This window comes from Oculatella sp. FACHB-28, from assembly GCF_014696015.1.
Lineage (GTDB): Bacteria > Cyanobacteriota > Cyanobacteriia > Elainellales > Elainellaceae > JAAUTN01.
Genome location: NZ_JACJPJ010000043.1, coordinates 19,260 through 45,617 on the forward strand (window position 1 = coordinate 19,260; position 26,358 = coordinate 45,617).

A 26,358-nucleotide genomic window follows, 5' to 3' on the forward strand; every position below is an offset into this window, starting at 1 on the left:
CCGCACTCCTGCCAAAAAACAGAGTAAATTCAATCTCCAATCCTGGGGCATATGTAGTTCCAAGCCAGTCCTAACGACTAGCGGGTCATGAGAGGCACATGCCGTCTGGGTGCGTCTGTCACGAGCCATCTAAGATTGCAATAGAGAAAGTGAGAACCTTGGGACTTGATCAACAGGGAATTTAGGGCAAAGCAATACAAAGCAATACGCAGACGATTCTAACTGGTAGATGATCGTCTAGGGCAACGTTCATCAAATAGTTTGTTAATCAAGTATTGCTCAAGCTAGCGCTGAATTGGAGAGGCAGGCGCTGTGATATGATGCTGATCCTCAGAATGGTTCTAACCGGGTTAGACCGACAAAAATTGGTTTGACGAAGTTGCCCATGCCCGTGCGATCGCCAATGAAACGATACCCCCCTGATGCTCGTTGACAACAATCTGACTCAATACATCGTTTTTGCCGACTGCGCCAAATTTCAAATGCGGCTTAAAAGTATCGCGTAGGTTGGGTGGAGCAGAGCGCAACCCAACTCAAAATTTTTGTAAACACTAGGTTTCCGTGTCTAACTTAATCTACAGTTTTTGCTGATTAATCGACTATTTCTGTGAAACGTCCTTACAGCCATTGAATCGCTTTTATAAAGCTTCCATCAAGATGTTGAGAATACACTCCAAAAACTGAAGCAAAAGCAGGAATAACTTATAGCGACTGCTGGTTGAGTGCAGTAACTTTTCTGATTTTTGTTCGTTGTCATTTGTGAACAGCTACTGATCAATGACCAAAAATCGACTTCACTCAACCGCTAACTTCCTTTGAGTGTTGTCATGTTATTCAATCATCGATTTTTGCTTCGACTGATCACCAATCTAGTCGTTTGTGCTTTAGCTTTATCTAGTGTTGGTGTGCTGCTATGGACAATTGACGAATTTATCGGATGGGATATTCTTCCTGACGCGATAGGAATCTACGTCCGGGCATCAGTCATTGGTATGGCGTGGGTAACTTTTACGCTGATCGTGATCCACGTTCTGCTCAGCCTTACGCTATTTGCTGAAGCAAGTGCTAGCCGTGCCAAGCTACCCGATGTTCAAGTTTCACCTGAATTAAAGCGCAAGTTAAACCGTCTGGTGCCTCTGACGGGAGTTGTAGCCATCGTGCTATTTTTTGGACTGCAAGCGGCAAACAGAGTTCGGGGAAATGTTGTTGCGCGACTTGACCGCCAGGAAACTGAGCAAAGGCAAAGAGAAGAATTTGAGAAAGCAAGCCTTGAATTTGACCGAATTCAACAAGATCTCGATCAATCGTTGCCTCAAGTTTTGGAATTGTTTACCCCGTCTCTGTTGAATTCGATTCAAACCAATACAATTTCGCCGGGTGAACTGCGACAGCTATTTCAAGCGGTGAGCGTTTCCTTTCCGCACAGTCCTTCCCTAGCGTTGTTGATTCCAGCTCAGCAGCCCTATCGATATTACAGACTTGATGCGGAAGCGATCGCCTACAACGAAGAACGAGGATTTCTCCTGCAGCCGCAGTATTACTTTGGCTTTCCAACCCAGCTAGAAACTGAAGCAGTCAACCAACTTTTTGCTGAGCAAGCCGCTGCCCCAACTGCTGCCTTGACTGGAGTCTTCATCCGCAACACCACCCCTAGTTCTTGGGGAGTTTTGAGGTTGAATGGTCGGGTCATTGCTCTGGTTCATCTGGAAGCAGCCTACCGCTGTCCTGAGCCGACCGAGTTTGTCAAAGACAGTTGCACTCACGACGGCCCAGAAGAACTTTACGCCAATTAATTTTGCTGCCTCTGTTCTAGAACTTGCCCGCTCTAGAACTTGCCCGCCAGAGCCGGAATACAACGCTCACATAACAGCGGATGCTCCTTAAATTCACCCACGTGAATGGAATAGTTCCAGCAGCGATCGCACTTTTGCCCGTCGGCATCTGCCACACCCACACCGAGCGCATCAGACTGTGACTGATACTTCAGGTCAGCCAACGCTGCCGGACTGTGTAGCAGTTCAACCTGAGAGGTGAGGAATAGATAGCGCAGTTCATCAACCCCATTGCTGCTGAGGCTATCTGTCGGATTCATCGATTGCAGCTTTTGGCGTAGCTCCAGGTCGGGTACATATAGGAGCACCTTTGCTTCCAGGGAAGAACCGATCGCCTTTTCTGCCCGCGCCTGTTCCAGTACTTTGTTCACCTCAAATCGGATGCGCCGAAGCTGCTGCCAGGATGCTGCCAGTTCAGGATTTTTCCACTCGTCCTCTAGCTTCACCCAACCCGACTCAAATACTGACTCGTGAGAAGTGGAGTAGGGGATGAATTGCCAGATGTCTTCCGCCATATGGGAAAGGACAGGGGCGATCGCCCGTGCCAGGTTCTCGATCGCCACTGCCAACACAGTCTGACAACTACGGCGACGGAGAGTATCTGCTGCACTGATGTACAGCCGATCTTTGGCAATGTCGAGGTAGAAGTTAGACAGATCAACTGTGCAGAAGTTTTGCACCGTCTGGAAAAAGCGGAAGAACTGGAAGCTCTCAAATGCCTCCGTCACTTCCGTAAACACCTCTGTCATCCGGTGCAGCATATAGCGATCCAGCTCAGGCAATTGCTCATAAGGAACAGCATCCTTTGCCGGATCAAAGTCATGCAGGTTGCCCAGCAAGAATCGTGCCGTATTGCGGATTTTGCGGTAGACATCCGACATTTGCTTGAGGATGTTTTTACCCAGTGGCACGTCCGAGGAATAGTCCACCGACGACACCCACAGCCGTAGCACGTCTGCACCGTAGGGCGGCTCCGCTTTCTGGTTTTTGCCGCCTTCAATCACCACACTCGGATCGACAACGTTGCCCAGTGACTTACTCATTTTCCTGCCCTGCTCATCCAGGACAAAACCGTGAGTCAAAACCGTTTTGTACGGGGCGCAGCCATTCGTCGCTACGCTAGTCAGCAAGCTGGACTGGAACCAGCCCCGGTGCTGGTCTGACCCTTCCAGGTACATCTCCACGGGATATTGCAGTCCCTCTCGCTGTTCAGCTACCGCTGCCCAAGAGGAGCCAGAGTCAAACCAGACATCCATTGTATCCATGCCTTTGCGGTAGCTGCGACCGTTGCTGCGGTATGGTTCGGGTAGCAATTCCTCGATTGGAAGTTCCCACCAGGCATCGGAGCCTTTTTCAGCAAAGATGGACTGAACGTAATTGATCGTTTCCTCGTTCAGCAGCGGTTCGCCCGTTTCTTCGTCATAAAACACGGGAATGGGAACACCCCAACTGCGCTGACGGGAAATGCACCAGTCAGAACGATCTGCCACCATTGCCGTGATCCGGTTTTCACCTTGTTCGGGAATCCATCGAACCTGGGCGATCGCCTTCAACGCCTCATCCCGGAAGCCTTCCACCGAAGCAAACCACTGCTCTGTCGCCCGGAAAATTGTCGGCTGCTTGGTGCGCCAGTCGTAAGGATAGCGGTGGGCGTAGGTTTCTTCCTTGAGCAGCGATTTTGCTTCCATCAGCGCCTCAATCACTGCCCCATTTGCGTCCTTCAGCACGTTCAGTCCAGCAAATGGTCCTGCCTCTGCGGTAAAGTTACCCGCATCGTCAACCGGTGAAAGAACGGGCAACCCATACTGTTGACCGACCCTAAAGTCATCCTCACCATGACCGGGAGCCGTATGGACTAACCCTGTTCCAGATTCCGTTGTGACGTAATCACCACCGATCACAATCGGGCTTTCCCGCTCAAACAGCGGATGGCGATAGGTGGAAAGTTCCAGTGCTTTCCCAGGCAGTTCGGCTTTGACGGTGAGCGAGACATTCAATAACTTAGACAATCGCTCGACCAGTTCTTTGGCGACGATGAGATAGCGGAAGAAGATACCGGAAGACTTGCCTGTTTCTGTCGCTTGTTGGGCGATCGCCCCTAAGTCATCGGCGCTCACATCCTTTTCGCTGACCTCAACCACCGCATAGGTCAACTCCGGATTCACCGCCACCGCCAAGTTTGCTGGAATTGTCCAGGGAGTTGTCGTCCAGATTGCCACGCCCAATTCTAGAAGGTAGGGGGAGAACGCCTGCGCCGACTCCGCCAGGCTCACCACTGGAAACGCCGCATAGATACTACGCGAAGTATGCCCCTCTGGATACTCCAATTCTGCCTCTGCCAGAGCTGTGCATGAACTGGGACTCCAATGCACCGGCTTCAGTCCCCGGTAAATGTAGCCTTTCAGCACCATCTGTCCGAATACACCGATCTGAGCCGCTTCGTACTCTGGAGTCATCGTCAGGTAAGGATGCTCCCAGTCGCCCCAAACGCCATAGCGCATGAAGCTCTCACACTGTTGCCGCTGTTGCCCCAAAGCCCATTCTTTAGCGCGATGGCGCAATTCGATCGGGGTCAGATTCCGCCGCTCTTCTGGCTTCATCGCCTGAAGCACTTTTAGCTCGATTGGCAGCCCGTGACAGTCCCAACCTGGGACATAGCGAACCTTTCGCCCCTTGAGCAACTGATACTTGTTGATGATATCTTTCAGCGTCTTGTTCATCGCATGACCAATATGCAGCGCCCCATTTGCGTAGGGCGGCCCGTCATGCAAAATAAACGGCTCCCCCGAATTGGTTTGAGAAAGCTTCTCGTAAATCTGATGGTCTGCCCAAAATTTTTGCAGTTCTGGCTCTCGTTTGACTGCGTTGGCCCGCATATCAAACTGAGTCTTGGGCAGGTTAACGGTATCTTTGTAGCTTCCTGGTTCTGTCACGATCGCCGGGGGATAGTTTAGGGGAATAACTAAGTGAACGCTCGAACGATAAAAGATCGAACTGTGAGTTATCGAACCATTATGAGCTAGAAGCTCCTCAAGCTTCAACTTTCTTGATACGGTTTCTTGACCCCGATTCTAAGCATGGACTTGCAATCCTGGATTAACCTGGTCGAAAACTCGGAGTGCATGACTGTAGGTGCATCTACCTCTCCCAATCCTGGCAGTCAGAAGTAATCAAAACTTGGTTAAAACCAGCTAGGAAGCCAACCACAGCCTTACCTCAAGCACCTATGTCTCCGTTCCCAAAATCTCCAAATTTGCAGCTATCTGAAAAGCTGTTTCTTCGCAAAAGCTGGCAATCTCATCAGCTGCGGCAGCATTCCTCTCAATCGGCAAACGGATTGACGGAACAGTCAGCTAATCTCACAACCCGCCGCAATGAATTTTTTAGAAGTAGGGACTCTTGTTCCACTGCGATCGCCTCTACCGCTCGCCTCTCACAGAGCTACCCCGAAATTAAATTTGCTGACTATCCAACCTCAGCAGGCTCAACCTCAGCAGGCTTAAAGATAAAGCTTCAAGGTAGACTCAGCCGCAGCGATAAGCCTTATCCAGGTTCACCCAGCTTTTACGCAGACAGCTATCGCTTAGCTGGATTAAAGCAAGGGCAACAGCTTCATATTCAGCTTAAATCTTTGTGGTTTGATGCTTACCTGGAACTCTTAGATGCCCACACAAATCGCATCATTTCAGTAAACGACAATGCTACAGTTCGGGGTACTAACTCTAGCCTGACCTTTACCGTCAAGCCAGGGAAAGATTACTTAATTCGGGTCAGCAGTGCCTATCCTGGGGAAATGGGGCGGTATAGGCTGAGCCTGAATAATTTCCCAGATTCAGTGGGTAGATTCAATTTCTCCTATGGCTACGGATTGATTGATGCAGCGGCAGCGGTTGCCCGTGCTGCGGGGCAAAAACCTTTCAAAGCGGTGCAAAACTTGGGCGGCAGCAACTGGGGATTAGATTTAGTCAAAGCGCCAGAAGCTTGGGCAAAGGGACATGCAGGGCAGAACGTGACCGTTGCTGTACTAGACACCGGCGTTGACATTAATCACCCTGACTTGAAGTCCAACATTTGGAAAAACCAGGGTGAAATTCCAAACAATAGGTTAGATGACGACTGCAATGGTTTTATCGATGACGTTCATGGCTGGAATTTCGCAGGACGTGACAGCAACGATGTCAGGGACTTCTACGGGCATGGAACGCATATATCGGGCACCATTGCCGCCACCCGGAATCGGTTTGGCGTGACGGGGGTTGCCTACGCCGCCAAAATCATGCCGATTCGAGTGATTGACAGCGAGGAGGACAATTTTTTCCGCAAGTTTGATGCGAACGTTGCAGCGGGCATCCGCTATGCGGTGCAAAATGGCGCAAAGGTAATCAGCATGAGTTTGGGCAACTATCCTGGTGACCCAGCTATGCTCCGAACCAGATTGGCGCTGAAGTATGCGAGACGAGCAGGTGTAGTGGCTGTGATGGCCTCTGGCAATGAGCGAGAGAGTTTTGGGGCAACCCAGCCGATTGAGCCTGCGCTGCTGGGGGTGAAGCATTTGGGAATCGGTGTAGGGGCGATCGACGTTCGGCGTAAAGTGGCTGATTTCTCTACCCCTGCTGGGCAAAGACCCCTTGCCTTTTTTGTAGCTCCTGGTGTTAGGGTTCGCTCTACAGTTCCAGGTGGTGCCTATGAGACTGATTGGTCTGGCACCTCAATGGCAACACCTCATGTTGCGGGTGTCGTGGCGCTCATGCTCAGCGCTAATCCTAGTTTGACCCCTAATGAGATTGAGCAAATTTTGATCGAGACTGCTCAGTCTAGTGGGATTACAGTGCCTTGATCTGAGGGTTTGTTTAGCTAGGAGAATTGTTGTGAGAAGCGATCGCCCCATCTAAATCTTCCAATTCTCCCGATTCTCCTGAGCTCCCTGATTCTCCTAAGTCTTCTGAAGCCGGGGATTCAGTCGTTGGAGTGGCAACAGACGGGACTTCCTCGATTGGCAATTCCAGTAAAGCTTCAGAAGTTTCAGGGGCGATCGCTTCTGACACTTCTGCTGGAGGAGTTGGTTTAGGGGTAGCAGGCTTCGTTGTAGCGTCTACTGATTCAATAAATTTATCTAACTCATCTAGCTCATCAAATTCATCTAAGTCAGCGGCTCCACCCGGCTCAGCAATCGTTGCCTCAAGAATGACTTCTGCCTCTGCCTCACTCCCTTCAACTGGCGATGCAGGCTGAGCGGCACGAGATTTAGCAGGACGGTTTTTGGGCGATCGCTTAGGCTTTGGTTTGGGCTTGAGCAAGTTTTGGATGAAGGTGGCGGTTGCCGCAAATAGCCCTGAAAATAGACCCGCGATCGGCTGCACCAGTCCATTGAGCAACGGCAATCGTTGCAATCGTTGCGGTAGCGTCGTCTGAAGCTGCTTCCACCCGTTCTGGAATGCTTCACCCAAAGATTTGGCTGAGCCGGGTAGCTGAGTTTGTTGGTCACGGGGAGTAAGCGCCCGCCTCAGTGCCAGCGTTTGCCAGCCTAGCCAGCCCAGCAGCGCAACGCTGGCGGTCTGCCCCAGCAGCACTCCACCAGTGATTCGTCCAGCACATACCCACAGGACAAGGGCATAAAACAGCCCAACCCCGCTCCAGGTAAAGTCATTTTTGCGATGAACTTCTGGAAAGAAGAAGGCAGACATATAAAGTCCAAAGCTGCCAAAACCAATAGTCAACGCCAGGATGTGTGCGAGCATAGTTCACCCCCGTTTGAGTGCATACTCTATTTTGCTTGAGATTGCTCCACTTCGCGACAGGCAACTAAAACTCTGGAATTTAGGTCTGAGTTTCGAGCGGGTGCGGGTACGCTGCGTAAATCGCCCACTAGGGTGAACCGACTGCTCGATAAAACTGGACAGAAAGTAGCGTATTTTACTAAATATGAACTTTTCGTTCGTCTGGGTTAAAAAATGTGGTTTATTGCTTCATTGATTGCCGCAGTTGCAGCCGTCTGGTTCTACGACAAGGTTGAGAGGTTTTCTGAGGAATTGGCGATCGCTCTTCTGGCATTGGCGATCCTCAGTTTGGTTTTCAGCTTATTTTCTGCTCCCTGGCAAATTCAGCTATTGCTGCTTGTTGGGACCCTGTCCTATCGCTCTACCAAAGTTCAGTCAACCCGCTAAGAAATTTTTGAGAGAAAATTTATCCTTGGGCGAGCAGGGCTTGTCAAAGCTTTGGCACGCCAACTGCTTGGTTGCTACTGACCCTGCTGGTATCTGGTGAAACGTTCATCTTGATGGTCTACAAAATTTGTTTGTGAGATGAAAAATATACCCTTCACAACCCGTTTGGGGTTGTCATATATTCACTCAGCAAACTTAATTTGTACCTCACATCTGCTTTATACCCGCATTACTAAATCTTTAAAAACTCCGTAGTTTTGCTGGATTAGAGGCACACTATGGATTTCACTTATCTCCTTATCTAAGGTTTCAATCGTGGGGGGTATCACCCCTCATCTCTAACAGGATGATTTTGAGGATTGTAGGGATAGGTCTTGTATCTACCCTGCTTAAGATTATTCGTAAAGCTGAAGCTGTAATTGATCTGTAATCATTCAAATAGTTCAATCTAATAGTTCAAGTCGTCGCTCAGTAAGCAGCATTTCGATTGGTTTATGCAAAAGAAAACTCCCCAACTCAAACAAGTGAGCTAGGGAGTTAAATCAGGGTGCATCTACCATTCCACTGTTCTGGGAAGCGGGTTGCCATCCGGAATAAAATTGGGGTTAAGTCGGACATTTTGGGGTTTGAAACGAGATGCGGGTTTACTGTTGCTCATTTCACTTCAGAAAAATTCCGCTGGGAGTTTGTTTGCTGCAGAGAAAAAGATTCTACAGCAGGTAACTTTTTGAGCCTTTGATTCGTCCGGTTGAGTACGACCTTCCTCCCGTAAAGCGATCGAGCAGAACTACCAAATCAGAAGTCAGGAGAGCACGGTAACGGTGACCCAGGAGTTTCACATTTCTGTGACCCCGGTGGGGAATGAAGAATATTTAGTGCGGACTGAGCGAGTCGCACCCGGTGTACCTTTGGCAGAAGAGCAGGTCACTTGGGCAGTTGAAGATTGGCTAGCTCAGGCACGGCAGCTAATGAACGATCCTCTGCTGGGTGTATTGCAAGGAGATAGAGTTAATCGCATTGGTGGATTTGAACTGTCCCGCAGTTTAGACCATTCTGCTGATGCTGAATCATCACTGCCGCCCCTCAGTTTGGCAGAAATTGGGCAGCAGCTTTATGGCGCTTTGTTTCAAGGCACTTTGCGCGATAGCTGGATGACAGCACAGGCGATCGCCCAACATCGCGGTGAGGTTTTGCGGCTACGGCTAGGGCTAAAGGGTTCACGTCTGCCCCGTCTACCCTGGGAAGTGCTGCACGAAACTGACTCACCCGCTGAGAGAATGCGCCAGCGCGATGGGCTAAGCTTGCCGCCTCGACCTGTAGCAACGGGGACTGGAGTCGTTTTTTCTCGCTACCAGCCGGGCACTAGCCTAACGCTGCCTGTATCACCCCTTCCCCAAGAGCCAGACCAACCGCTGCGTATCCTGATGGTGATCGCGGCTCCGACTGACCAAAAGCGGCTAGAGCTAAAGCGAGAAGCCACGCACCTTCAGCAGGAGTTGCGCCATCAAAGCGGTTCTTTGCCAGAAAGCCTGACAGGAACCCTGCCCGAAATCCAATTGACGATTCTCGATCAGCCCGGTCGCGAACAACTGACCCAGGCGCTAGAACAGGGGCAATTCCAGGTTCTGCACTATGCGGGGCATAGCAACTTGGGCGCTTCTGGCGGCAATTTGTATCTGGTTAACAATAAAACGGGGCTGACCGAAATCTTGACAGGAGATGACCTGGCAGGGCTACTGGTCAACAATGGCATCCGTATGGCGGTGTTTAACTCGTGTCGTGGCGCTTACACGGCTGCGGCTGACCCTATGTCAGATGTGGGTGAGCGCAATCTAGCGGAGGCGCTGGTCGGGCGTGGCATTCCGGCGGTGCTAGCGATGGCAGAGCGCATTCCAGACGACGTGGCACTGACGTTGAGCCGCCTGTTTTACCGCAATTTGAAGCAGGGCTACCCAATTGATCTCAGCCTCAGTCGGGCGCGGCAAGGGCTAATTTCTGCCTATGGCTCCCATCAGCTTTATTGGGCGTTGCCGATTCTTTATCTGCACTCAGAGTTTGATGGCTATTTGACGGAGGGCGATCGCACCCTCGACAATCCAGCCGATCGGCTGATGCTGATTCCGCAGGGCTATGACGTTTCTCAAGCTGCGGCAAGATCAACTCCTCCACTGACCGCTGATGCAGTTCCAGATTCTCGCTATCTCGGTCCTGATGACTGGGAATCAGTTCTCGATGACGATTTGGGCGACCTGACAGAGGACGGAAATCGAAACTACTCAGAGTATGAAACGGAGCTTGACGAGGAATTAGACGGCGAAACAGACCTAGATTATGAGGATGAGGCGTCTGTCGTAGCCGGTTTGCTAAAACAGCTTTCTAGTAAGGAAGACCCGCAGGGTTTAGATACAGAAGTTGTTCATGTCAAAGATGCACCCGGTTCAGGGCTAACCTATGGCGAAGCAAAAACTCATTCTGCGGATCGGGCTGCACCTCCAAAAACTCAAACCGAATCTGAGACTGAGTCTGACCAGTGGATTTACGATGGACTTCCTGTCACGCCACACTCTGGCTCAATCTCGATCAGACCGCTTGAACCAGACGAAGAGACTGCACCTCAGCCCCGTTCTACGGGTGTTGCGACCGCTATTCAGCCTGCGGTCCAACCCCGGCCTGCGCGCCCGACTCGGCGGCTTCCCCGCTTTGTCTTACCGCTAGTTGGGGTAGCTGGCATTGCAGCGATCGCCTTAATTAGCTTCTTAGTCGTGCCTAGGGATTGGTTTAGTTCAGGAGGAGCCAACCCGGATGACTTGCTGCCGCCAGGGTCAAGCATTTCTGAGACGCTAGAAACAGAAGGAACAGAGCTACCCGACGTAGGTGAGGCTGAGCTGAATTCTGCGGATACGACAAACGTGACGGCGATCGCCATCGAGCACTTTAACCAGGGGAAATTTGCCGAAGGCGGACAAGCCGTCAATGCTCTGCTCGATCGCAATGCTCTACCGCAAGCGACCGCAGCCCTCGCTACCGTGCCACAAGCTGAGATCGATCAGCCTGAAATTAACTTCTTGCACGGGCGACTGGCGTGGCAGGCAGTTCAAGCTGGAGAGGCTGACTTTAGCATCAACGATGCTCGTCGCTATTGGGAAGCGGCAGTTCGAGAGCAGCCAAACAACGCAGATTACCGAATTGCGCTAGGTTTTGCCTACTATGCTGAGAGCCAACCCAGTGAGGCGATTCAAGAATGGGTTGCAGCCCTCTCGCTATTGGAGGAACAGCAGGCAGCTAATCTGAAGGCTCAGCCGAGTAGCCAGACTGCAAATGCAGACTTGCCCCTTCCTGAGCAGCTTTTGCAAGGGGAGAAAGCGCTTAACGCCTACGCAGGAATTGCCCTGGCACTGCAACAGGCTGCATCTGAGCGATCTGCTAATGAGCAAAGCAACCTGGAGAGTAAGTCGGTCAAGCTTTACCAAATGGTGATGATGAGCGACCCGACTAATTTCCAGGCGGAAGCGCTAAGCAATAACTGGCTCTGGACGCAAGAGGCGATTCAAGCCTGGAGTGCTTTAGCACAACGCTAGAGCGAGTCGAGTTCAAGACTGATGCAGAATGAGTCGATTTTGGTCGGGATCATAGGCGTAAATTTCTTTGCCATGCGAGGCGATCGCCACTTCACCCCGAGGTGAATAGCCTAGTGCAGTGAGGTGGGCGATCGCCTCCTCAAGGCTTTTCACCTCCAAACACAGGCTGATTTTGCCTCGTTCTCCTGCAAATTCTGCTTCATTCTCCTGTTTTGGCTGAAAAATGCCCAATCGCAGACCCGGAAGCTGAAACTCGGCATAGCGATTGGGAAGATGAGGCTGTGGCAGTTGACCGAATAACTGAGCGTAGAACTTGACCAGATCCTCTAGCCGAGTCGTAGCCAGCGTAACAAAGGCAGCACTACATTCAAACTTCATAGGCAAAGCAAAAAGTAACAACATCCCTCTCAAAAAAGGGCACCTCGCAGAGCGGGGTACCCTTCCATCTGTAACCCTAATTTTTGGAATTAGTACAATTCTTTCGAGGGGAATATGACAACATGACGGCTGTGAAATTAGGATAGCTCTCTGGTGCGGTTGCAAATCGAGGAGATTGAGCAACCGCGAGCCAACTGAAATTTCAAACGGTCCGTCTGCATGACAACTGTCCAAGCTGGGACTGATCGACCACTGCGAGTGGTTGCCTATACGGATGCGGCTGGGATTGGCGGTGCAGAGATAAGCCTGGGGCATTTAGTCGCTACTGCTTCAGACCAGATTCAGATATCCGTAGTGGGCGTTTCTCAGACTGTGGTGGAGGCGATCGCCCATCGCCGTCCCCAAGCAGACCGATTCATCTTGCCTCCTCGTGGACTTCAAGCCTTTGCTGCCCACCTGCATACCTTATTGCGGCTCCGGCCCGATATCGTTCACGCTAATCTATGTACGCCCTGGGCTTGTGCAACAGGCTTAACGGCTGCTTTGATGCTGCCTCATGCTCGTGTTGTGCGAGTTGACCAACTGCCACTGCGAACAACCGATGCGATCGCCCTCTGGCGCACTAGAGCTATTTCCTTGCGAGTCGATGCTCATGTTGCTGTGGGTAAGGCAAGCGCTCAGCGCATGGAAGACTTCTATGCCCTTGGACGAGATTCTGTCCTATCGATTCCCAATGGGGTGCCCGATTTCGGCGAACCCGAATCTCCTGTTGAGACAAATAAACAGCTCGTCGTTGGCAGTGTTGGACGGCTCGACCTGATGAAAGCGCATGAAGTGCTGTTGCAGGCGATCGCTCCCCTTGAAGGGGTAGAAGTCGTCATCTTAGGCGAAGGCGAACAGCGAACTGCCCTGGAAAAACTGGCATTTAACTTGGGAATTAGCGATCGCGTCAGCCTACCGGGATGGGTAGATAATCCCCGCTTGCATTTACCAGGGTTTGATGTGATCGCACTCCCTTCCCGCTCAGAAGGATTTCCCCTGGCGATTGTTGAAGCAATGCTAGCAGCACGTCCAGTCATCGCAACTCGCGTAGGCAGCGTTCCAGAAGCGGTATGGCACGGGGAAACTGGGCTGCTGATCGACAAAAATGATGTGAATGGACTCACTCAAGCAATTCGGCAATTGCGAGATGATCCAGCTCTGCGATCGCAACTAGGACGACGAGCAAGAGAAGTGGCGATCGCCCATTTCACCGTCGAAGCCATGACAGAAAGTTACGAGGATTTGTGGAAAAAGCTGATGATCACCCCGCAAGTGCCCCGCCTTCGCGTTCCTCGTCCACGCGATTAACTTCGATTAACAGGGCTCCTTTCCCTTCTCCCCCTTTTCCTTCTGACCCGGCAGTGGGGTTCCTAATTGAGACGTTTTGGAATCATAATTCAACTCAATTGAATGTACGGGAATCCGCTACCTTAGAAATATCCCGCACGATAGGAATTCTTCACCGCCTGGAGTCTCTTCAAAATTATGGTCGCCACTTCTCTCAAGCCACTCCACGTTGATCAATCCCGAATTCGTCCAGAAATTCAAGCCCTACAGCCGCGATTGGTAGAGTGGCGACGACACTTTCATCAGCGCCCAGAGTTAGGCTTTCGAGAGCGGCTAACCGCAGAAGCGATTGCCCAAAAGCTACAAGAGTGGGGCATTGAGCATCAAACCGGAATTGCCGAAACTGGGATTGTGGCAATCATTCCTGGCAACCGTCCTGGACCTGTGCTGGCCATTCGGGCAGACATGGACGCATTGCCGATTCAAGAACTTAACCAGGTGCCCTACCGTTCGCTGCATGATGGGGTCATGCACGCTTGCGGTCACGATGGACATACGGCGATCGCCCTTGGCACCGCCTATTATTTGTCTCAACATCCCGATTTTGCTGGAACCGTTAAACTGATTTTCCAACCTGCTGAAGAAGGTCCCGGTGGAGCCAAACCGATGGTAGAAGCGGGAGTCCTAAAAAATCCTGATGTGGACGCAATCATCGGCTTACATCTGTGGAACAACCTGCCGTTGGGGTCACTTGGGGTTCGCGATGGTGCAATGATGGCAGCTGTTGAGCTATTTGACTGCACCATTAAGGGCAGAGGTGGACACGGCGCAATGCCTCACCAAACCGTTGACTCTATCGTCGTTGGCGCTCAAGTCGTGAACGCGCTGCAAACGATTGTGTCGCGCAACGTTGATCCCCTTAAGGCGGGCGTTGTCACCATCGGCAGCTTTCATGCCGGACATGCCCGCAACGTCATTGCCAACACTGCTAAACTTCAAGGCACGGTACGCTACTTTGATCCCGGACTTGAAGGATTTTTTGAACAGCGGATGGAACAAATCGTTAGCGGCGTTTGCCAGAGTCACGGCGCAAGCTATGAGCTAGACTACAAGCGGATTTATCCCCCTGTCGTGAATAATTCGGCGATCGCCTCCCTCGTCCGCTCCGTCGCTGAAACCGTGATCGAGACCCCGCTAGGCATCGTCCCAGAATGCCAGACCATGGGCGGTGAGGATATGTCCTTCTTCTTACAAGAGGTTCCTGGCTGCTATTTCTTTTTGGGCGCAGCCAACATTGAGCGTGATTTAGCCTATCCCCATCACCATCCCCGCTTTGACTTTGACGAAACCGTCTTGGGAATGGGTGTAGAAATCTTTGTCCGCTGTGTGGAAAAATTTTGTGTAAACTAGCGCAGCCCCTTCCTCACCCATGATGAATCCAGACTCCGAAATTTATCGACTTGTGGATCTGCTGCCTGCATCCGGTCGCATGTTTGCCAAAATCAAGAGCAAACCGGAACAGCCCACTGTCATTGCCGCCCAACTTCCCAAACCCTGGGATCAGACTCGTCCGGTTTTTATCAACTTTGACCTCTGGAGCCAGCTTTCCAAACCCCAGCGAGATTTGCTGATCTTGAGAACCGTCAATTGGTTGGGCAGCGTTAACTGGCTCAAGCCCAACATCTACCAGGGTCTAGTCGCAGCCGGGGTCGTCGGCACCATCTTTGAATTGGTGCAGGGTGACATTATTGGCGCTGTCACCGCAGGCGGGCTAACCAGCCTTGCTGGAACTCAGATTTGGCGAAAAAACTACAGTTCTGAACGTGAACTCGAAGCCGATGAAGCAGCTGTACGGGTTGCCGTTCGCCGAGGTTACAGCGAAACCGATGCTGCCCGTCACCTGATGGCAGCAATCGAATCTGTTTCCCACATCGAAGGACGCTCTCAGCTCGATTTTACCGAACTGCTGCGGGTGCAGAATTTGAAGGCGATTGCCGGACTCTCCCCCGTCGGAGTTCCCCAAACTCTGCGTCGAGAATAAAGTCGTAGTACGCTCTTTAAAAGCGTCTGCCTAACAGCCGTTGCCTGACGCTTTCAGCAATCTTTTGCCCCAAATATTCTGGAATCAAGCTCTCATTAGGTCCTAGCAAGTACAGGATCAGGCGCGTTCTTCCTCGCCAGACTAGCAAATTTGCGTTGACGACCAGCAAATCTTCCTGCCAAATGGAGTACATCACCTTGTAGAATAAACCCGGCTGGTTGTCCGCCTCAATTAGCAAAGCAGGCAAGTGAAAGACTGGATCAACGTAGAACTCTGTTTCCACCTGTTCTAAGCCTGCATCCAGGTTGAATTCTACCGCCAGCATTTCCTCAACTTCAAATCGCCCTGCCAGTGCCTCACGCACTGCCCGACAAACGTTTTCAGCCGTTTTGTCAGCTAATGCCTTGCCGCCCCGCGACACCACCAGCTTAATGAACACTAGCATCGGCGGATAAATTTGCCCGTACAGGCTGAGGCTGTGAATCGTTAGACCGTAGGCAGCCAGCACACCAAAAATATCGCTGAGCAAAAAAGACTGATTGCGATAAGCAAAATGCAAGGCACTTTTGCTACCCTCCGGCTTCAGCTCAATCACTGCCTGTTTACTTTTGTAAAGCTGATAGGCTAGTCGCAGGTTCTGCAATTGGATTTCACTACTAACAAACTGCTCATAAAACTGAGGAAACGCTCGGTTAAAGCGCTTTAGCAGTTCCAGCGTCGATGATTTCAAGCCCGCAGCCATAATTGGGAGTAAACCTTGCCTGCCCGGTCAAGAGGTAAGATGCGAAAGGGCTAAGAGTCTTTTACTAGAAAACCCTAACTTTAGGGCAATCTCCGACAAATTGCACCACCCCATTTCAATTAATGTTGTTAGCGAACCCACTCCGTAAAGCTACATATCTGGGGGCATGCCCTGTCTCTGCGGAACACACTCCTAAACATGTGGCTCTGAAATGGAAATGGTATTGATCATATTGAAACGATGATGGAGCGCGGGAGATATACTAGCAAGTACCACTCTTTAACCTTCACTACTCTAACCACGCCTGCATGGGTTTTTGGAAAAGCTTATTTAGCGCCTCTGACACAGCTACCCCCTCAAAACCAGCTCCAGGAGAGGGGTATACCGCTCAAGGTGCCACGACCACTGACGGTCGCATCTTTTTTAGCACTGAGCGGGAAATTGATCTTTACGATCTGGAGGAACTGTGCGATGCCGTAGGCTGGTCGCGCCGTCCGCTCCGAAAAGTAAAGAAGGCAATCCAACACAGCTTTTTAGTTGTCTCAATGTGGGAACATCGAGGCACTCAGCGACGGCTGATTGGTTTTTCCCGCGCTACGTCTGACCATGCGTTTAATGCAACCATTTGGGATGTGGTTGTGCATCCAGACTTTCAGGGAAAGGGGTTGGGGAAGGCGCTGATGAAGCAGGTGATTAAGAAGCTGCGAAGTGAAGATATTAGCAACATCACGCTGTTTGCTGATCCTCAAGTCGTAGACTTTTATCGGGGTCTAGGCTTTATGCCCGACCCAGAAGGTATTAAAGGAATGTTTTGGTATCCAGAGTAATTCGATCAAAGGAATGAGGGGAGAACATCCTCCCCTCATTCCTTTAAATATTTAGCTAAATGTTTAGCGATCGCGCCTGTCGTATCCAATTCGCCAATTCATCTAAAGACGGGCAGTGATCCTGATTGTGCAGGGTCGAGACGTGCAGCTTCAAAATTTGCTGATGCAGCCTGGGCAGAGACATTTGCGCTAGCTGGGTAGCAGAACTGATCCCGGCGTGCAGCAACATACCGCAATACTGACAGCCAACAATGGGCACACGCGCCAGGTCAGATAGTGCTAGCCACTTGTTGACGTGTTGAATATGAATTTGGATTTGCGCTGCCAGAGCCTGCTTCTCAGGAACCGTCTTGATCGTTTCGAGTAGCTGTAGCGTGGTGTGAATGCCACTGGCAGCTAGGCGATCGCAATCCTCCTTGCTCAACCCAGGCAGTTGAGCAATATTCCAATCAGCGGGTTGAATGGTGCTGTGGCGAGTACGCTGAGCAGTTCCCATAATAATTCTTGCTTAGGGTGAATGAAATTCAGGAGCTTCCTCCATCTTATAGTTTGTGATGAGACATCCTTGTAAAGAGTTTGCCCCAAAAATCAATCGGTTGGTTTTTGCAAAGCAGGTTATACTGATGTGTGACATTAACGGGATGTAGCGCAGCTTGGTAGCGCGCCTGCTTTGGGAGCAGGATGTCGCAGGTTCAAATCCTGTCATCCCGATTACCGAACGCTAGTATTGGGTGAAGTTAGCAGCTTTCAGCCTGATTGCTTTTTGCGATTAGCACGATGGCTTGGCTACATCAATACTGTGAAACCTTGTCTTCCACGCATTGCGCTTGGAACCATTTCTGCATTGACCAGGTCATCGAGTCGAGAAGACATCAGTTCAGGAAAACCTTAAAAGCTCAAATTTCAATCAGTCCTGGTTTTGTCCTGGATACATCGAAAGTAAATTTAAAGGTCTGATGTTATGTTGAAAGGTCAAAGGCTTGCTGTTGTCCGTCCGGTAGATGCTTAACTAGGCGGTCAATCTACAGGGCAATGGGTTTGACCTTGCAAAACGATGCTGCTAAATCACTCAGCATTGGATGAATCCCGTTGCAGTTTTTGTTATCAGGAGCAGTTATGAAGTCATTAGTTCGCTGGAGTACGACACTCAGCCTAGTCGGGGGTATTCTACTGGGTTCCCTACTAGGTGGAGCCAATCGAGCATTGGCATTGACGCCAGAACAGGTTGTAGAAAGACTACAGTCCGTGCCCGTCTTTATGATTACCAATGCACAAGGTGTCCCTCTAGTTGCCGTTTTGGGAGATGAAGAGGCAGCACCAGCCGTTGCAGGAGTATTCATTAGCCGCCAAGATGCTCAAGCCTCTCTCGACAATCTGCGTCAAAGCGATCCAGAGCTTGCTACGGATGTGCAGGTTGTGCCTGTCTCTTTAGCCCAAGTCTATGAGCTAGCGGTGGCTAACGAAAACCAGGAGCAGCCTCTAGAGTTTACGTTTGTACCCACGACGGAGCAGGTTGAGTCAGCTCGTTCTGTGCTTCAGCAGAGTGGCGAAAATCCTGAGGAGTTTAGCGGTGTGCCAGTTTTCCTGGCTCGCTCGACTGCCGAAGATGGTGGTTACCTGACCATTCAACAGGGACAAAATCAGGTTGTTCCCATGTTCTTCAATCAGGCTGAGTTGCAGAACCTCCTGGCTCAACTGAGAGAAAGCCAACCGGAATTGGCTGAATCAATGACGATTCAGGTAGTCAATTTGGAAAGTCTGATTCAAACTTTGCAGGATAGCGATAACCCAGAGCTAAATCAGATTTTGCTGGTTCCTCCTAGGGAGACTATTGAATTCATTCGATCGCTTCAAGGACAGCCTGCTCAAGGACAGCCTGCTCAAGGGCAACCTGCTCAAGGGCAACCTGCTCGACCTCAATAGGCTCACGGAATTGTAAGATCCCGGATTACAACGTAAGTGTTTGAGTGCTGTTGGTTTTGTGTTTGATGTGAGAATGGCGTAGGGGGCGGTTCGTGAAGCGCCCCTATATCGTATTGAGCTACAAGTGCAGATGACGAAACCTCTAGCTGAAGTATCTGGCCAAGAGCTTTGGCGATGGTGGCAAGATGCTCGACAGCAGGCGGCGATCGCTCACATCCCCAGCTTTGAAATTGAGTGGCTTTTGCGAGAAGCAGCAGGTCTGGATCGGCTGCACCTATATTCTGGAACTATCCGTAATCAAGAAAAGGTACCGTTAAAGCTGCCTTTAGAAGAAGTAATGCAACTTTGGCAGCGCCGGTTAGAGGACAGCGTTCCTGTCCAATATTTGGTAGGAGTCGCACCCTGGAGACAGTTTTCTCTGACCGTTTCCCCCGCTGTCTTGATCCCCAGACCTGAAACCGAGCTTTTAATTGATTTGGCGATCGCCGCTACCGTCTCAAATCCCAAGCTAAGGCAAGGACACTGGGCAGATCTGGGCACGGGAAGCGGGGCGATCGCCTTGGGATTGGCAACTGCCTTTCCATCGGCAACCATTCACGCAGTAGATTTCAGTGTTGAAGCCTTGGCGATCGCTCAAATCAATGCTCAGCGGTATGACTTAACCGATCAGATTCAATTTCACCACGGCTCCTGGTTTCAGCCGCTTGTGCCACTCAAGCGCAGCCTCAGCGGCATCGTTTCTAACCCGCCTTACATTCCCAGCTCAATGATGTCTGAACTGCAACCCGAAGTCGCCAAACATGAACCTCAATTAGCTTTGGATGGTGGTGACGATGGACTCGATAGCATTCGTCACCTGATCAGCACGGCACCCGATTATTTACAAGCTGGCGGTATCTGGCTGATTGAGATGATGGCAGGTCAAGCTCAAACCGTTGCGGCCCTACTCCACCAACACGGTAGCTATCAAGACATTCAAATTCACGCAGACTTAGCAGGAATTGAGCGGTTTGCGCTGGCAGCCAGAAGTTAGGGGTGAAGGATGAGAAGTTCTTGTAGGATGGGTTACGTGCTAACCAACCCATCCTACAAGAACTTCTCATCCTTTCCATGCACTCCCTCTCCGATCTGATTGCTGCGGCTCGTTCTGGCGATCGCCTTGTTAGCTTCCCCACGGATACCGTTCCGGCGTTGGCAGTGCGACCCGACCGGGCAGCGCTAATTTTTGCGGCAAAACAGCGCAGCCAGACCAAACCGCTAATCTTAATGGGGGCTAACAGTGCAGATCTGTGGGAGTTTACAGCAGGCAGTGCTGAGGAAAAACAAATTTGGCAACAAGTCGCTGAGCAGTATTGGCCTGGTGCATTGACGCTTGTGTTGCCTGCGAGCAGTCATCTGCCCGCTGCAGTCAACCCAACTGACCCAACCACGATTGGAATTAGAGTGCCGAATAGTGCGATCGCCCGTCACATTCTGTCGCAAACAGGTCCGCTCGCCACCACCAGTGCCAACCGCTCGGGAGAACCTCCGCTGCAGACAATGGAGGCGATCGCTGCCCAGTTTCCAGAAGTTCTCACCCTCCCCTCGTCAGAACTAGACAAGCTGGAACAAACGCTGTCTCCTGCAAAACCTTCTGAGCTTGATCCAGCGACCTCTCAGGGAGTTCCTTCTACTGTCATCCGGTGGCAGGACAACCAATGGAAAATCTTACGGCAAGGCAGCATCCAGCTATAGCAATTCTCAAGTAATACCAATTCCAAAAATTAGGGTTACAGATAGAAGGGCAACCCGCGAAGCGGGTTGCCCTTCTATCTGCTTTTAGAGAAATGTTGTAATTTCAATCGATAAAAGGGATAAAGGTCTTGCCCTCATCCCCTCCCGACTTTAATTGAAGAGAAACGTGCCTTTTGAGGTTGCGATAGCACGTTTCTCGTACCATTTCAGCAAATGTGTCGGGTTGAAATGGCGTTTCTAGCTCAGCACTAGCGCAATGCTAGAGGTGAATTGAGCGTTAGATCTAGATCGGTGTTGGGATCGATCGAAATCAATGTGGCGCGATCGCGACCTAAGAAGAAGTTGAGCAACGCACCAGCACCCACACCACCCAGGACTTCCTCAGTGGCGATCGCGCGATCGCCTGTCACACCAGCCACAGCCGCTGCTGCACCCGCACCTAAAGCAGCGCCCGTAATGACTTCACGCACGCTAGCCCCTCGGCGGATCACTTCAGTTGTCGTAACAACTTGAGAAGTAGCATCCATCACCAGACGAGAACCATTGGTTAAGACCAGTTCTTCAGCGTAGAACTGTGCCCCATCCCCAGCAATTCGCACCTCACCGATCACTTGGCTATTAGCCGGAATTAACACCGTACCGTCAGCCGAAATGATATCTCGGTCAACCAGCAGTGTCACCGGAACAGGATCTGGCTCCTCTGGCGAGACATAAATTTTGTCAGCATCCCCGTAGCCCACTGGGATTACTGTACCAGTGGGAATCCTGACAGCAGGCTGTACGACTGGAGTTTGACCCACGATGTAGGGTGAAGAAACCGCAACTGCATCGCCTGAACTCACCAGCGCCTGATAGATAAACGCCGCCACCTCTGCACGAGTTGCGGGTCGGTTAGGGTTTAGCACCTGAGTATTGGGGTAGTTCACCACAATTTGCTCTTGAGTCGCAGCAGCAATGCTGGTTTGAGCGTATTCAGGAATGCTACTGCTATCGCTGTAGATTTGCAGGGCACTGCCGACAGAACCGTTGGCCGTATAGCCCAAACCATTCGCTAGGGAAACCAACACCTGCGCCCTGGGAATGTTTTGGTTGGGGTTGAACACATTACCGGGATAACCCGTCAAAAAGCCAATGGTATAGGCTTCCTGAATCGCTTCATAAGCCCAGTAATTACTGGGAACATCGACAAAGTTCACAGAATTGCGGACTTGAGCTTGATCAAAAGCCTTACGCACCATTGCGGCAAACTGAGCGCGAGTAACCGGATCATCGGGACGGAAACTGCCATCAGGAAAACCACTAATAATTTCTCGTCTGGCTAGCTCTTGAATGAAGGGTGCTGCCCAGTAGCTTGACTGGACATCAAAAAAGCTAGTTTGTGCTTGCACAGGAGCCTGAATCACCAAGGGTGCAGCGGCTCCCGCGGTCAGGCTAAGTGCTGTTAATAAGGCGGTACCAGATCGCCAAGAATTGAAACTAGACATGGGAGAGCGTTCTCCAAAAAATGCTGAACTGGATGAATTAATAGACCCTATAGAGGTATAAAAAGTTCCTCAGTTGGTTCAATCAAGAAAAGCTCTTAATTCTGTTCAAAAAGTGAGTAGAAGGTTTTTATTACACGTTTTTCGGCAATCGCCACTCGTGCTAACTTTCTTTTTCTCTCAATATCTCATCAGGAGGCTGTTACAAGATTTACAACGGTGACGACGAAATCTGCGTAGATTAGTTGCCCCTAAGAATCCCGAACATCCTAAAGATTTGTTGCAGTAACGGTGAATTCCTGGAGATATGGCTAGTTACATTTGAACCAGAACTGAGGAATAATTTGACAGCTCTAGAGTCATATTCCCAACCACCCTTACCTTCTCCAGGAAAAATTTTCAGAAAGATAGTTTGTATCCGATTAAATTCTTTGGAACCTTCTTCATCCTAGTGAGAAAAAAGTTATGCAGTTTCCGTAAAACTGCTCACTCATGCTGAAGTACTAGAAACCTAAGAACGAGCTTAGATAAGTCATGAAGATTCTCAGGTTTCACCAGTCTTCACCAGCGATTTATCTTCGTCTACAGATAGGATTGTCGTGACTACAACAGGCGGGAAAAGTAGACCTATTTTAATGATTAAGAAAGACTAAAAGTTCAGGTTTTGATGAGATATATAGGTATCTACGAAGCCCTCCAAACCACCGTACTGTCGCCATCGGGAGTGTTATGATTCTCGACATCGATCGCCTTCAAGCTCTGCGAGACTGCTGTGCGGATGAAGCTGCATTCATCCGGCTACAGAAGGTTTTGGCGATCGCCCAATCCAGCCGTAGCTTTGGGCATCGGCTTGCCTCAACAGATCTTGCTATTGTCCCAACAGATCTTGTCCCGACAGATATCCCTGCTCATTCCAGCTATCACAACCAGTTGCGATCACGAGGTTCCCACCTCCTCCAAGGGGTAGCAGAAGCTACTAGCCAGTTGTTAATGGGGGATGACTACTGTGAAGCGATTACTAGAGCACTAGCAATTTTAGGCAAAACGACAGGGGTCGATCGCGTCCATATTTTTACCATTCAGCCTCACCCAGAAACGGGAGAGCCTGTCGCCAATCAAAAGCTGGAATGGGTGCGAGAGTCAATTACAGCCCACATTCATGACCCCGCCTTCCAGAGCTTTTCGTTTTCTAGCCCCAGTGCAACGGAATGGTATCGGGCGATCGCCGCTGGAAAAATTGTCAGTGGGGTGACGCGAGAGATGCCTCCCGAAGAGCAGGAATGCTTAGTAGCCCAGGGCATTCTAGCGATTTTGGTCGTCCCCATTCGGATCAATAGCGAACTGTGGGGCTTTATTGGCTTCGATGATTGTCAGAGCGAACGCCAATGGTCTGAGGACGAAAAAGCTGCACTATCGATGGTGGCAGCTAGCATTGGTGGGGCGATCGCTCGCCAACAGGTTGAAGCAGCTTTGCGGCAGAGCGAATCCAGGCTCAAACAGATTGCGGCAAACGTTCCTGGCATGATTTACCAGTTTCTCTGCCGTGCCGACGGCAGTCGTCGGGTGCTTTATGCCAGTTCTGGTTGTCAGGAGTTACTAGAACTAGATCCGGAGGCAGTCCAGGCAGATTTTTCGCTGATTGCTGACCTTTGTCATCCAGCCGATCGAGCCAATTTTGAGCAGGCGCTCGCTGATTCAGCCGCCGCTTTGGAACCCTGGAACTGGGAAGGACGCATCATCACGCCGTCCGGCAAACTGAAGTGGATTCAAGGATTTTCTCGCCCAGAGCGGCAAGACAACGGCGACCTGCTGTGGGATGGAGTTCTGGTCGATATTACCGATCGCAAACAGGCTGAGCAAGACCTGCGCGACAGCGAAGCTCGCTACCGGGCAATGTTAGACGCCAGCCCCGACCTGATGTTTCGCCTCAGCCGAAACGGTCGATATCTTGACTTCAAGGGCAATGCAGTGTCGGCTGACGTACCCCGTGAAGCGATCGTCGGACGCTACTTGCATGACGTGCTCCCCGCTGACGTGGCGGATATGTTTTGGCGTGAAATTCAACAAACTCTAGCATCAGGTGAACTGCGAACCTGTGAATATTCCCTCCCAGAAGAATCAGGGCTTCATGCTTACGAGGCTCGCATTGTAGTTAGTGGGCAGGATGAAGTTCTTACAGTGGTGCAGGATGTCACCGATCGTAAGCGGGTCGAAAAAGAACTGCGCGACAGCGAAGATCGACTCCAAAGCTTCTTCAATGCCACTTTTGAAACCGTCATCATTCACGATTTCAACAAAATTATTGACGTTAACCCTGCCACCGAACAACTGCTGGGCTACTCTGCCGCCGAGATGATTGGCATGTCCGTGATGGATCTGGTTGCACCCAGTTACCAGGAAGCGGTAAAACGCACCTGGCAATCGCTCACCTCACCCAATCAGCCCTACGAATATGAAGCGATGGGCGTTAGGAAAGATGGCACCCACTTCTTCGCTGCTGTTTGCGTTAAAGCAATTCAGTACAAGGGGCAAACAATGCGGGTTGCAGGGGTTCGCAATATTACAGAGAGGAAGCGTACCGAGGCAGCCATTCGCCAAAGTGAGGCCAGAAACCGGGCCCTGGTTAATGCAATTCCCGATTTGATGTTTAGAATCAGCCGAGACGGCACCTACCTGGACTGTAAAGCAGAAAGAGACGGAGATGTTTTGTTGCCGCCCAGCCAACTGATCGGGAAAACGGTGTATGAAGTGCTGCCGCCCGATCTGGCTGAGCAGCGGATGCACTATGTTGAGCAAGCGCTGAAAACAGGTGAGATTCAACTTTTTGAATATCAGTTGCGCCTCAGCAACAACCGCGCTAACCAGCTCTACCGACAAATGACTTCAGAGCAAATTGCGCCGTCTGAGATCTTTTACATACGGGACTATGAAGCGCGGGTGGTGGTCAGCGGTGAGGATGAAGTGCTGGCGATTGTACGTGACATCACAGAACGCAAGTGTTCAGAACATCAGCTACGGGCTTCGGCAGAGCGCGATCGCCTTTTAGGAGAAATCGCACTTCGCATTCGCCAATCCCTCGACCTAAACGAAATTCTCAACACAGCAGCCGTAGAAGTACGACATCTGCTGAAAGCTGACCGAGTTTCAATCAGCCATTACAACGAAGCTGGGATCAGCATCGTCGTTGCTGAATCGGTCGCTGAAAACGTTCTGCCTACTTTAGGCTCGGTGACAGACAGCTCCATTTACGAGGAAGTCCGAGACATTTTTGAGCGCGATCGCATCTACATCCTCAACGACACGGAACAAGCTAAATCTCCTCCATACCTGAAGGAATACTACAAGCAATATCAGATCAGAGCTGGAATTGCCGTCCCCATCATGCCAGATGGTCGATTTTTTGGTTCACTCGTGGTCAATCAATGCTCCAATCCTCGCGAGTGGCAACCCTTTGAAGCTGACCTGATGGATCGCCTGGCTACCCAGGTGACAATCGCTATCCAGCAGTCCCAGCTTTATCAACAGGTGCAGTCCCTCAACGCTGGATTGGAACAGCAGGTCGAAGAACGTACTGCCCAGCTTCAGCAAAAGATGCAGGAGCTGCAACAACTCAATCAGCTTAAAGACGAGTTTCTCAATGCCTTTTCTCATGACCTGCGCACCCCAATCATGGGCGTGTCGCTGGTGCTGAAGAACTTGCTGAATCAGTCTGGAGAGATCATTCCCATCACTCGCTCAATTGTGACCCGAATGCTGCAAAGCAGCGAACACCAGCTTCAACTGATCAATTCTTTGCTGCAAGCCCATGCGGGTGAAACCCAAGGTGTTGTTCTACACTGCGAACTGCTGCAACTGGGGCTCCTGACGCAGGTCATTCTAGAAGAACTGGAACCACTGGTGCTAAAAAATCAAGCCACACTAAAAAACTTGGTGCCGCCAGACTTGCCGCTCGTCACGGCTGACCCTCTGCAGCTACGACGAGTGTTCGAGAACTTGATTACCAATGCGCTTAACCACAATCCTCCAGGGGTAGACCTGACCGTCAGCGCCACCGTTGAAGAGGAAATGATTCGGTTTAACTTTCAAGACAATGGCGTTGGCATGAGTCAGGAAGTCAGCGATCGCCTCTTCGAGCGCTATGTTCGGGGTCCAAAATCACGTCATTCCACCGGCATTGGTTTGGGACTTTATCTCAGCCGCCAGATTATTACCGCTCACGGCGGTCAAATTGGGGTTCACAGCGCTCCCAATGTTGGCTCTACTTTTTGGCTGACACTGCCACTAGCCATTTCCTCAGCCGCTCAGTCCAACCTGCAAGAGGGTTAAAGC

Annotated in this window: 19 protein-coding genes and 1 tRNA gene; 13 read left to right on the top strand and 7 right to left on the bottom strand. The window is 50.8% G+C overall.

The window, feature by feature from the left end; genetic code table 11:
- Positions 1 to 350: 350 nt before the first annotated feature.
- Entirely contained in the window at positions 351 to 527 is a 177-nt protein-coding gene (locus tag H6F88_RS06435) for a hypothetical protein (RefSeq protein ID WP_190641920.1), read from the bottom strand.
- Positions 528 to 827: 300 nt separating this feature from the next.
- Here H6F88_RS06435 and H6F88_RS06440 point away from each other — a divergent pair, with 300 nt between their 5' ends.
- Positions 828 to 1,793: a hypothetical protein gene (locus H6F88_RS06440; protein ID WP_190641921.1), complete on the top strand. Its 966-nt coding sequence runs from the start codon at positions 828 to 830 to the stop codon at positions 1,791 to 1,793.
- 32 nt (positions 1,794 to 1,825) lie between these two features.
- On the opposite strand, the gene ileS is transcribed toward H6F88_RS06440, so the two are convergent.
- Positions 1,826 to 4,765 (bottom strand): isoleucine--tRNA ligase, encoded by a 2,940-nt coding sequence (gene ileS / locus H6F88_RS06445; protein ID WP_190641922.1) that lies wholly within the window; start codon positions 4,763 to 4,765, stop codon positions 1,826 to 1,828.
- 293 nt (positions 4,766 to 5,058) lie between these two features.
- Here ileS and H6F88_RS06450 point away from each other — a divergent pair, with 293 nt between their 5' ends.
- Entirely contained in the window at positions 5,059 to 6,669 is a 1,611-nt protein-coding gene (locus tag H6F88_RS06450) for a S8 family peptidase (protein WP_190641923.1), read from the top strand.
- Positions 6,670 to 6,682: 13 nt separating this feature from the next.
- Here the strand turns inward: H6F88_RS06450 and H6F88_RS06455 are convergent, their stop codons facing one another.
- Positions 6,683 to 7,570, bottom strand: coding sequence for a Ycf66 family protein (locus H6F88_RS06455; RefSeq protein WP_190641924.1), 888 nt, complete (start codon positions 7,568 to 7,570; stop codon positions 6,683 to 6,685).
- A gap of 213 nt (positions 7,571 to 7,783) precedes the next feature.
- Here H6F88_RS06455 and H6F88_RS06460 point away from each other — a divergent pair, with 213 nt between their 5' ends.
- Together H6F88_RS06460 and H6F88_RS06465 are read left to right on the top strand one after the other, a co-directional pair.
- Positions 7,784 to 7,996 (top strand): hypothetical protein, encoded by a 213-nt coding sequence (locus H6F88_RS06460; RefSeq protein ID WP_190641925.1) that lies wholly within the window; start codon positions 7,784 to 7,786, stop codon positions 7,994 to 7,996.
- An 821-nt stretch (positions 7,997 to 8,817) separates the two neighbouring features.
- Positions 8,818 to 11,574: a CHAT domain-containing protein gene (locus H6F88_RS06465; protein WP_190641926.1), complete on the top strand. Its 2,757-nt coding sequence runs from the start codon at positions 8,818 to 8,820 to the stop codon at positions 11,572 to 11,574.
- Positions 11,575 to 11,586: 12 nt separating this feature from the next.
- On the opposite strand, the gene H6F88_RS06470 is transcribed toward H6F88_RS06465, so the two are convergent.
- Positions 11,587 to 11,952, bottom strand: coding sequence for a VOC family protein (locus H6F88_RS06470; protein WP_190641927.1), 366 nt, complete (start codon positions 11,950 to 11,952; stop codon positions 11,587 to 11,589).
- A gap of 219 nt (positions 11,953 to 12,171) precedes the next feature.
- Here H6F88_RS06470 and H6F88_RS06475 point away from each other — a divergent pair, with 219 nt between their 5' ends.
- The 3 genes from H6F88_RS06475 to H6F88_RS06485 all read left to right on the top strand — a co-directional run bounded on the left by H6F88_RS06475 (position 12,172) and on the right by H6F88_RS06485 (position 15,322).
- A complete protein-coding gene (locus H6F88_RS06475) occupies positions 12,172 to 13,302 on the top strand; it encodes a glycosyltransferase family 4 protein (RefSeq protein ID WP_199333482.1) in 1,131 nt (376 codons plus the stop codon).
- A 177-nt stretch (positions 13,303 to 13,479) separates the two neighbouring features.
- Complete coding sequence (locus H6F88_RS06480) at positions 13,480 to 14,691, top strand: M20 family metallopeptidase (protein WP_190641928.1); 1,212 nt, start codon at positions 13,480 to 13,482, stop codon at positions 14,689 to 14,691.
- A 22-nt stretch (positions 14,692 to 14,713) separates the two neighbouring features.
- Positions 14,714 to 15,322, top strand: a complete 609-nt coding sequence (locus tag H6F88_RS06485) for a DUF3318 domain-containing protein (protein WP_190642041.1) — start codon at positions 14,714 to 14,716, stop codon at positions 15,320 to 15,322.
- Between the two features lie 16 nt (positions 15,323 to 15,338).
- Here H6F88_RS06485 and H6F88_RS06490 read toward each other — a convergent pair whose 3' ends face one another.
- Entirely contained in the window at positions 15,339 to 16,064 is a 726-nt protein-coding gene (locus H6F88_RS06490) for a hypothetical protein (RefSeq protein WP_190641929.1), read from the bottom strand.
- A 308-nt stretch (positions 16,065 to 16,372) separates the two neighbouring features.
- Here H6F88_RS06490 and H6F88_RS06495 point away from each other — a divergent pair, with 308 nt between their 5' ends.
- Positions 16,373 to 16,891, top strand: a complete 519-nt coding sequence (locus tag H6F88_RS06495) for a GNAT family N-acetyltransferase (protein ID WP_190641930.1) — start codon at positions 16,373 to 16,375, stop codon at positions 16,889 to 16,891.
- Positions 16,892 to 16,946: 55 nt separating this feature from the next.
- On the opposite strand, the gene H6F88_RS06500 is transcribed toward H6F88_RS06495, so the two are convergent.
- On the bottom strand, positions 16,947 to 17,387 hold the full coding sequence (locus H6F88_RS06500; RefSeq protein WP_190641931.1) for a DUF4332 domain-containing protein: 441 nt from the start codon (positions 17,385 to 17,387) through the stop codon (positions 16,947 to 16,949).
- Positions 17,388 to 17,528: 141 nt separating this feature from the next.
- On the opposite strand from H6F88_RS06500, the gene H6F88_RS06505 reads away from it, so the two are divergent.
- The 4 genes from H6F88_RS06505 (at position 17,529) to H6F88_RS06520 (ending at position 20,548) form a co-directional block, all read left to right on the top strand.
- Positions 17,529 to 17,602, top strand: a tRNA-Pro gene (locus H6F88_RS06505).
- A 405-nt stretch (positions 17,603 to 18,007) separates the two neighbouring features.
- Positions 18,008 to 18,814: a Tic22 family protein gene (locus H6F88_RS06510; protein ID WP_190641932.1), complete on the top strand. Its 807-nt coding sequence runs from the start codon at positions 18,008 to 18,010 to the stop codon at positions 18,812 to 18,814.
- Between the two features lie 130 nt (positions 18,815 to 18,944).
- On the top strand, positions 18,945 to 19,847 hold the full coding sequence (prmC, locus tag H6F88_RS06515) for a peptide chain release factor N(5)-glutamine methyltransferase (protein ID WP_190641933.1): 903 nt from the start codon (positions 18,945 to 18,947) through the stop codon (positions 19,845 to 19,847).
- Positions 19,848 to 19,924: 77 nt separating this feature from the next.
- Positions 19,925 to 20,548, top strand: a complete 624-nt coding sequence (locus H6F88_RS06520) for an L-threonylcarbamoyladenylate synthase (RefSeq protein WP_190641934.1) — start codon at positions 19,925 to 19,927, stop codon at positions 20,546 to 20,548.
- A 248-nt stretch (positions 20,549 to 20,796) separates the two neighbouring features.
- Here the strand turns inward: H6F88_RS06520 and H6F88_RS06525 are convergent, their stop codons facing one another.
- Positions 20,797 to 22,032 (bottom strand): S-layer homology domain-containing protein, encoded by a 1,236-nt coding sequence (locus H6F88_RS06525; protein WP_190641935.1) that lies wholly within the window; start codon positions 22,030 to 22,032, stop codon positions 20,797 to 20,799.
- A gap of 726 nt (positions 22,033 to 22,758) precedes the next feature.
- Here H6F88_RS06525 and H6F88_RS06530 point away from each other — a divergent pair.
- Positions 22,759 to 26,355 (top strand): PAS domain S-box protein, encoded by a 3,597-nt coding sequence (locus H6F88_RS06530; RefSeq protein ID WP_190641936.1) that lies wholly within the window; start codon positions 22,759 to 22,761, stop codon positions 26,353 to 26,355.
- Positions 26,356 to 26,358: the final 3 nt, after the last annotated feature.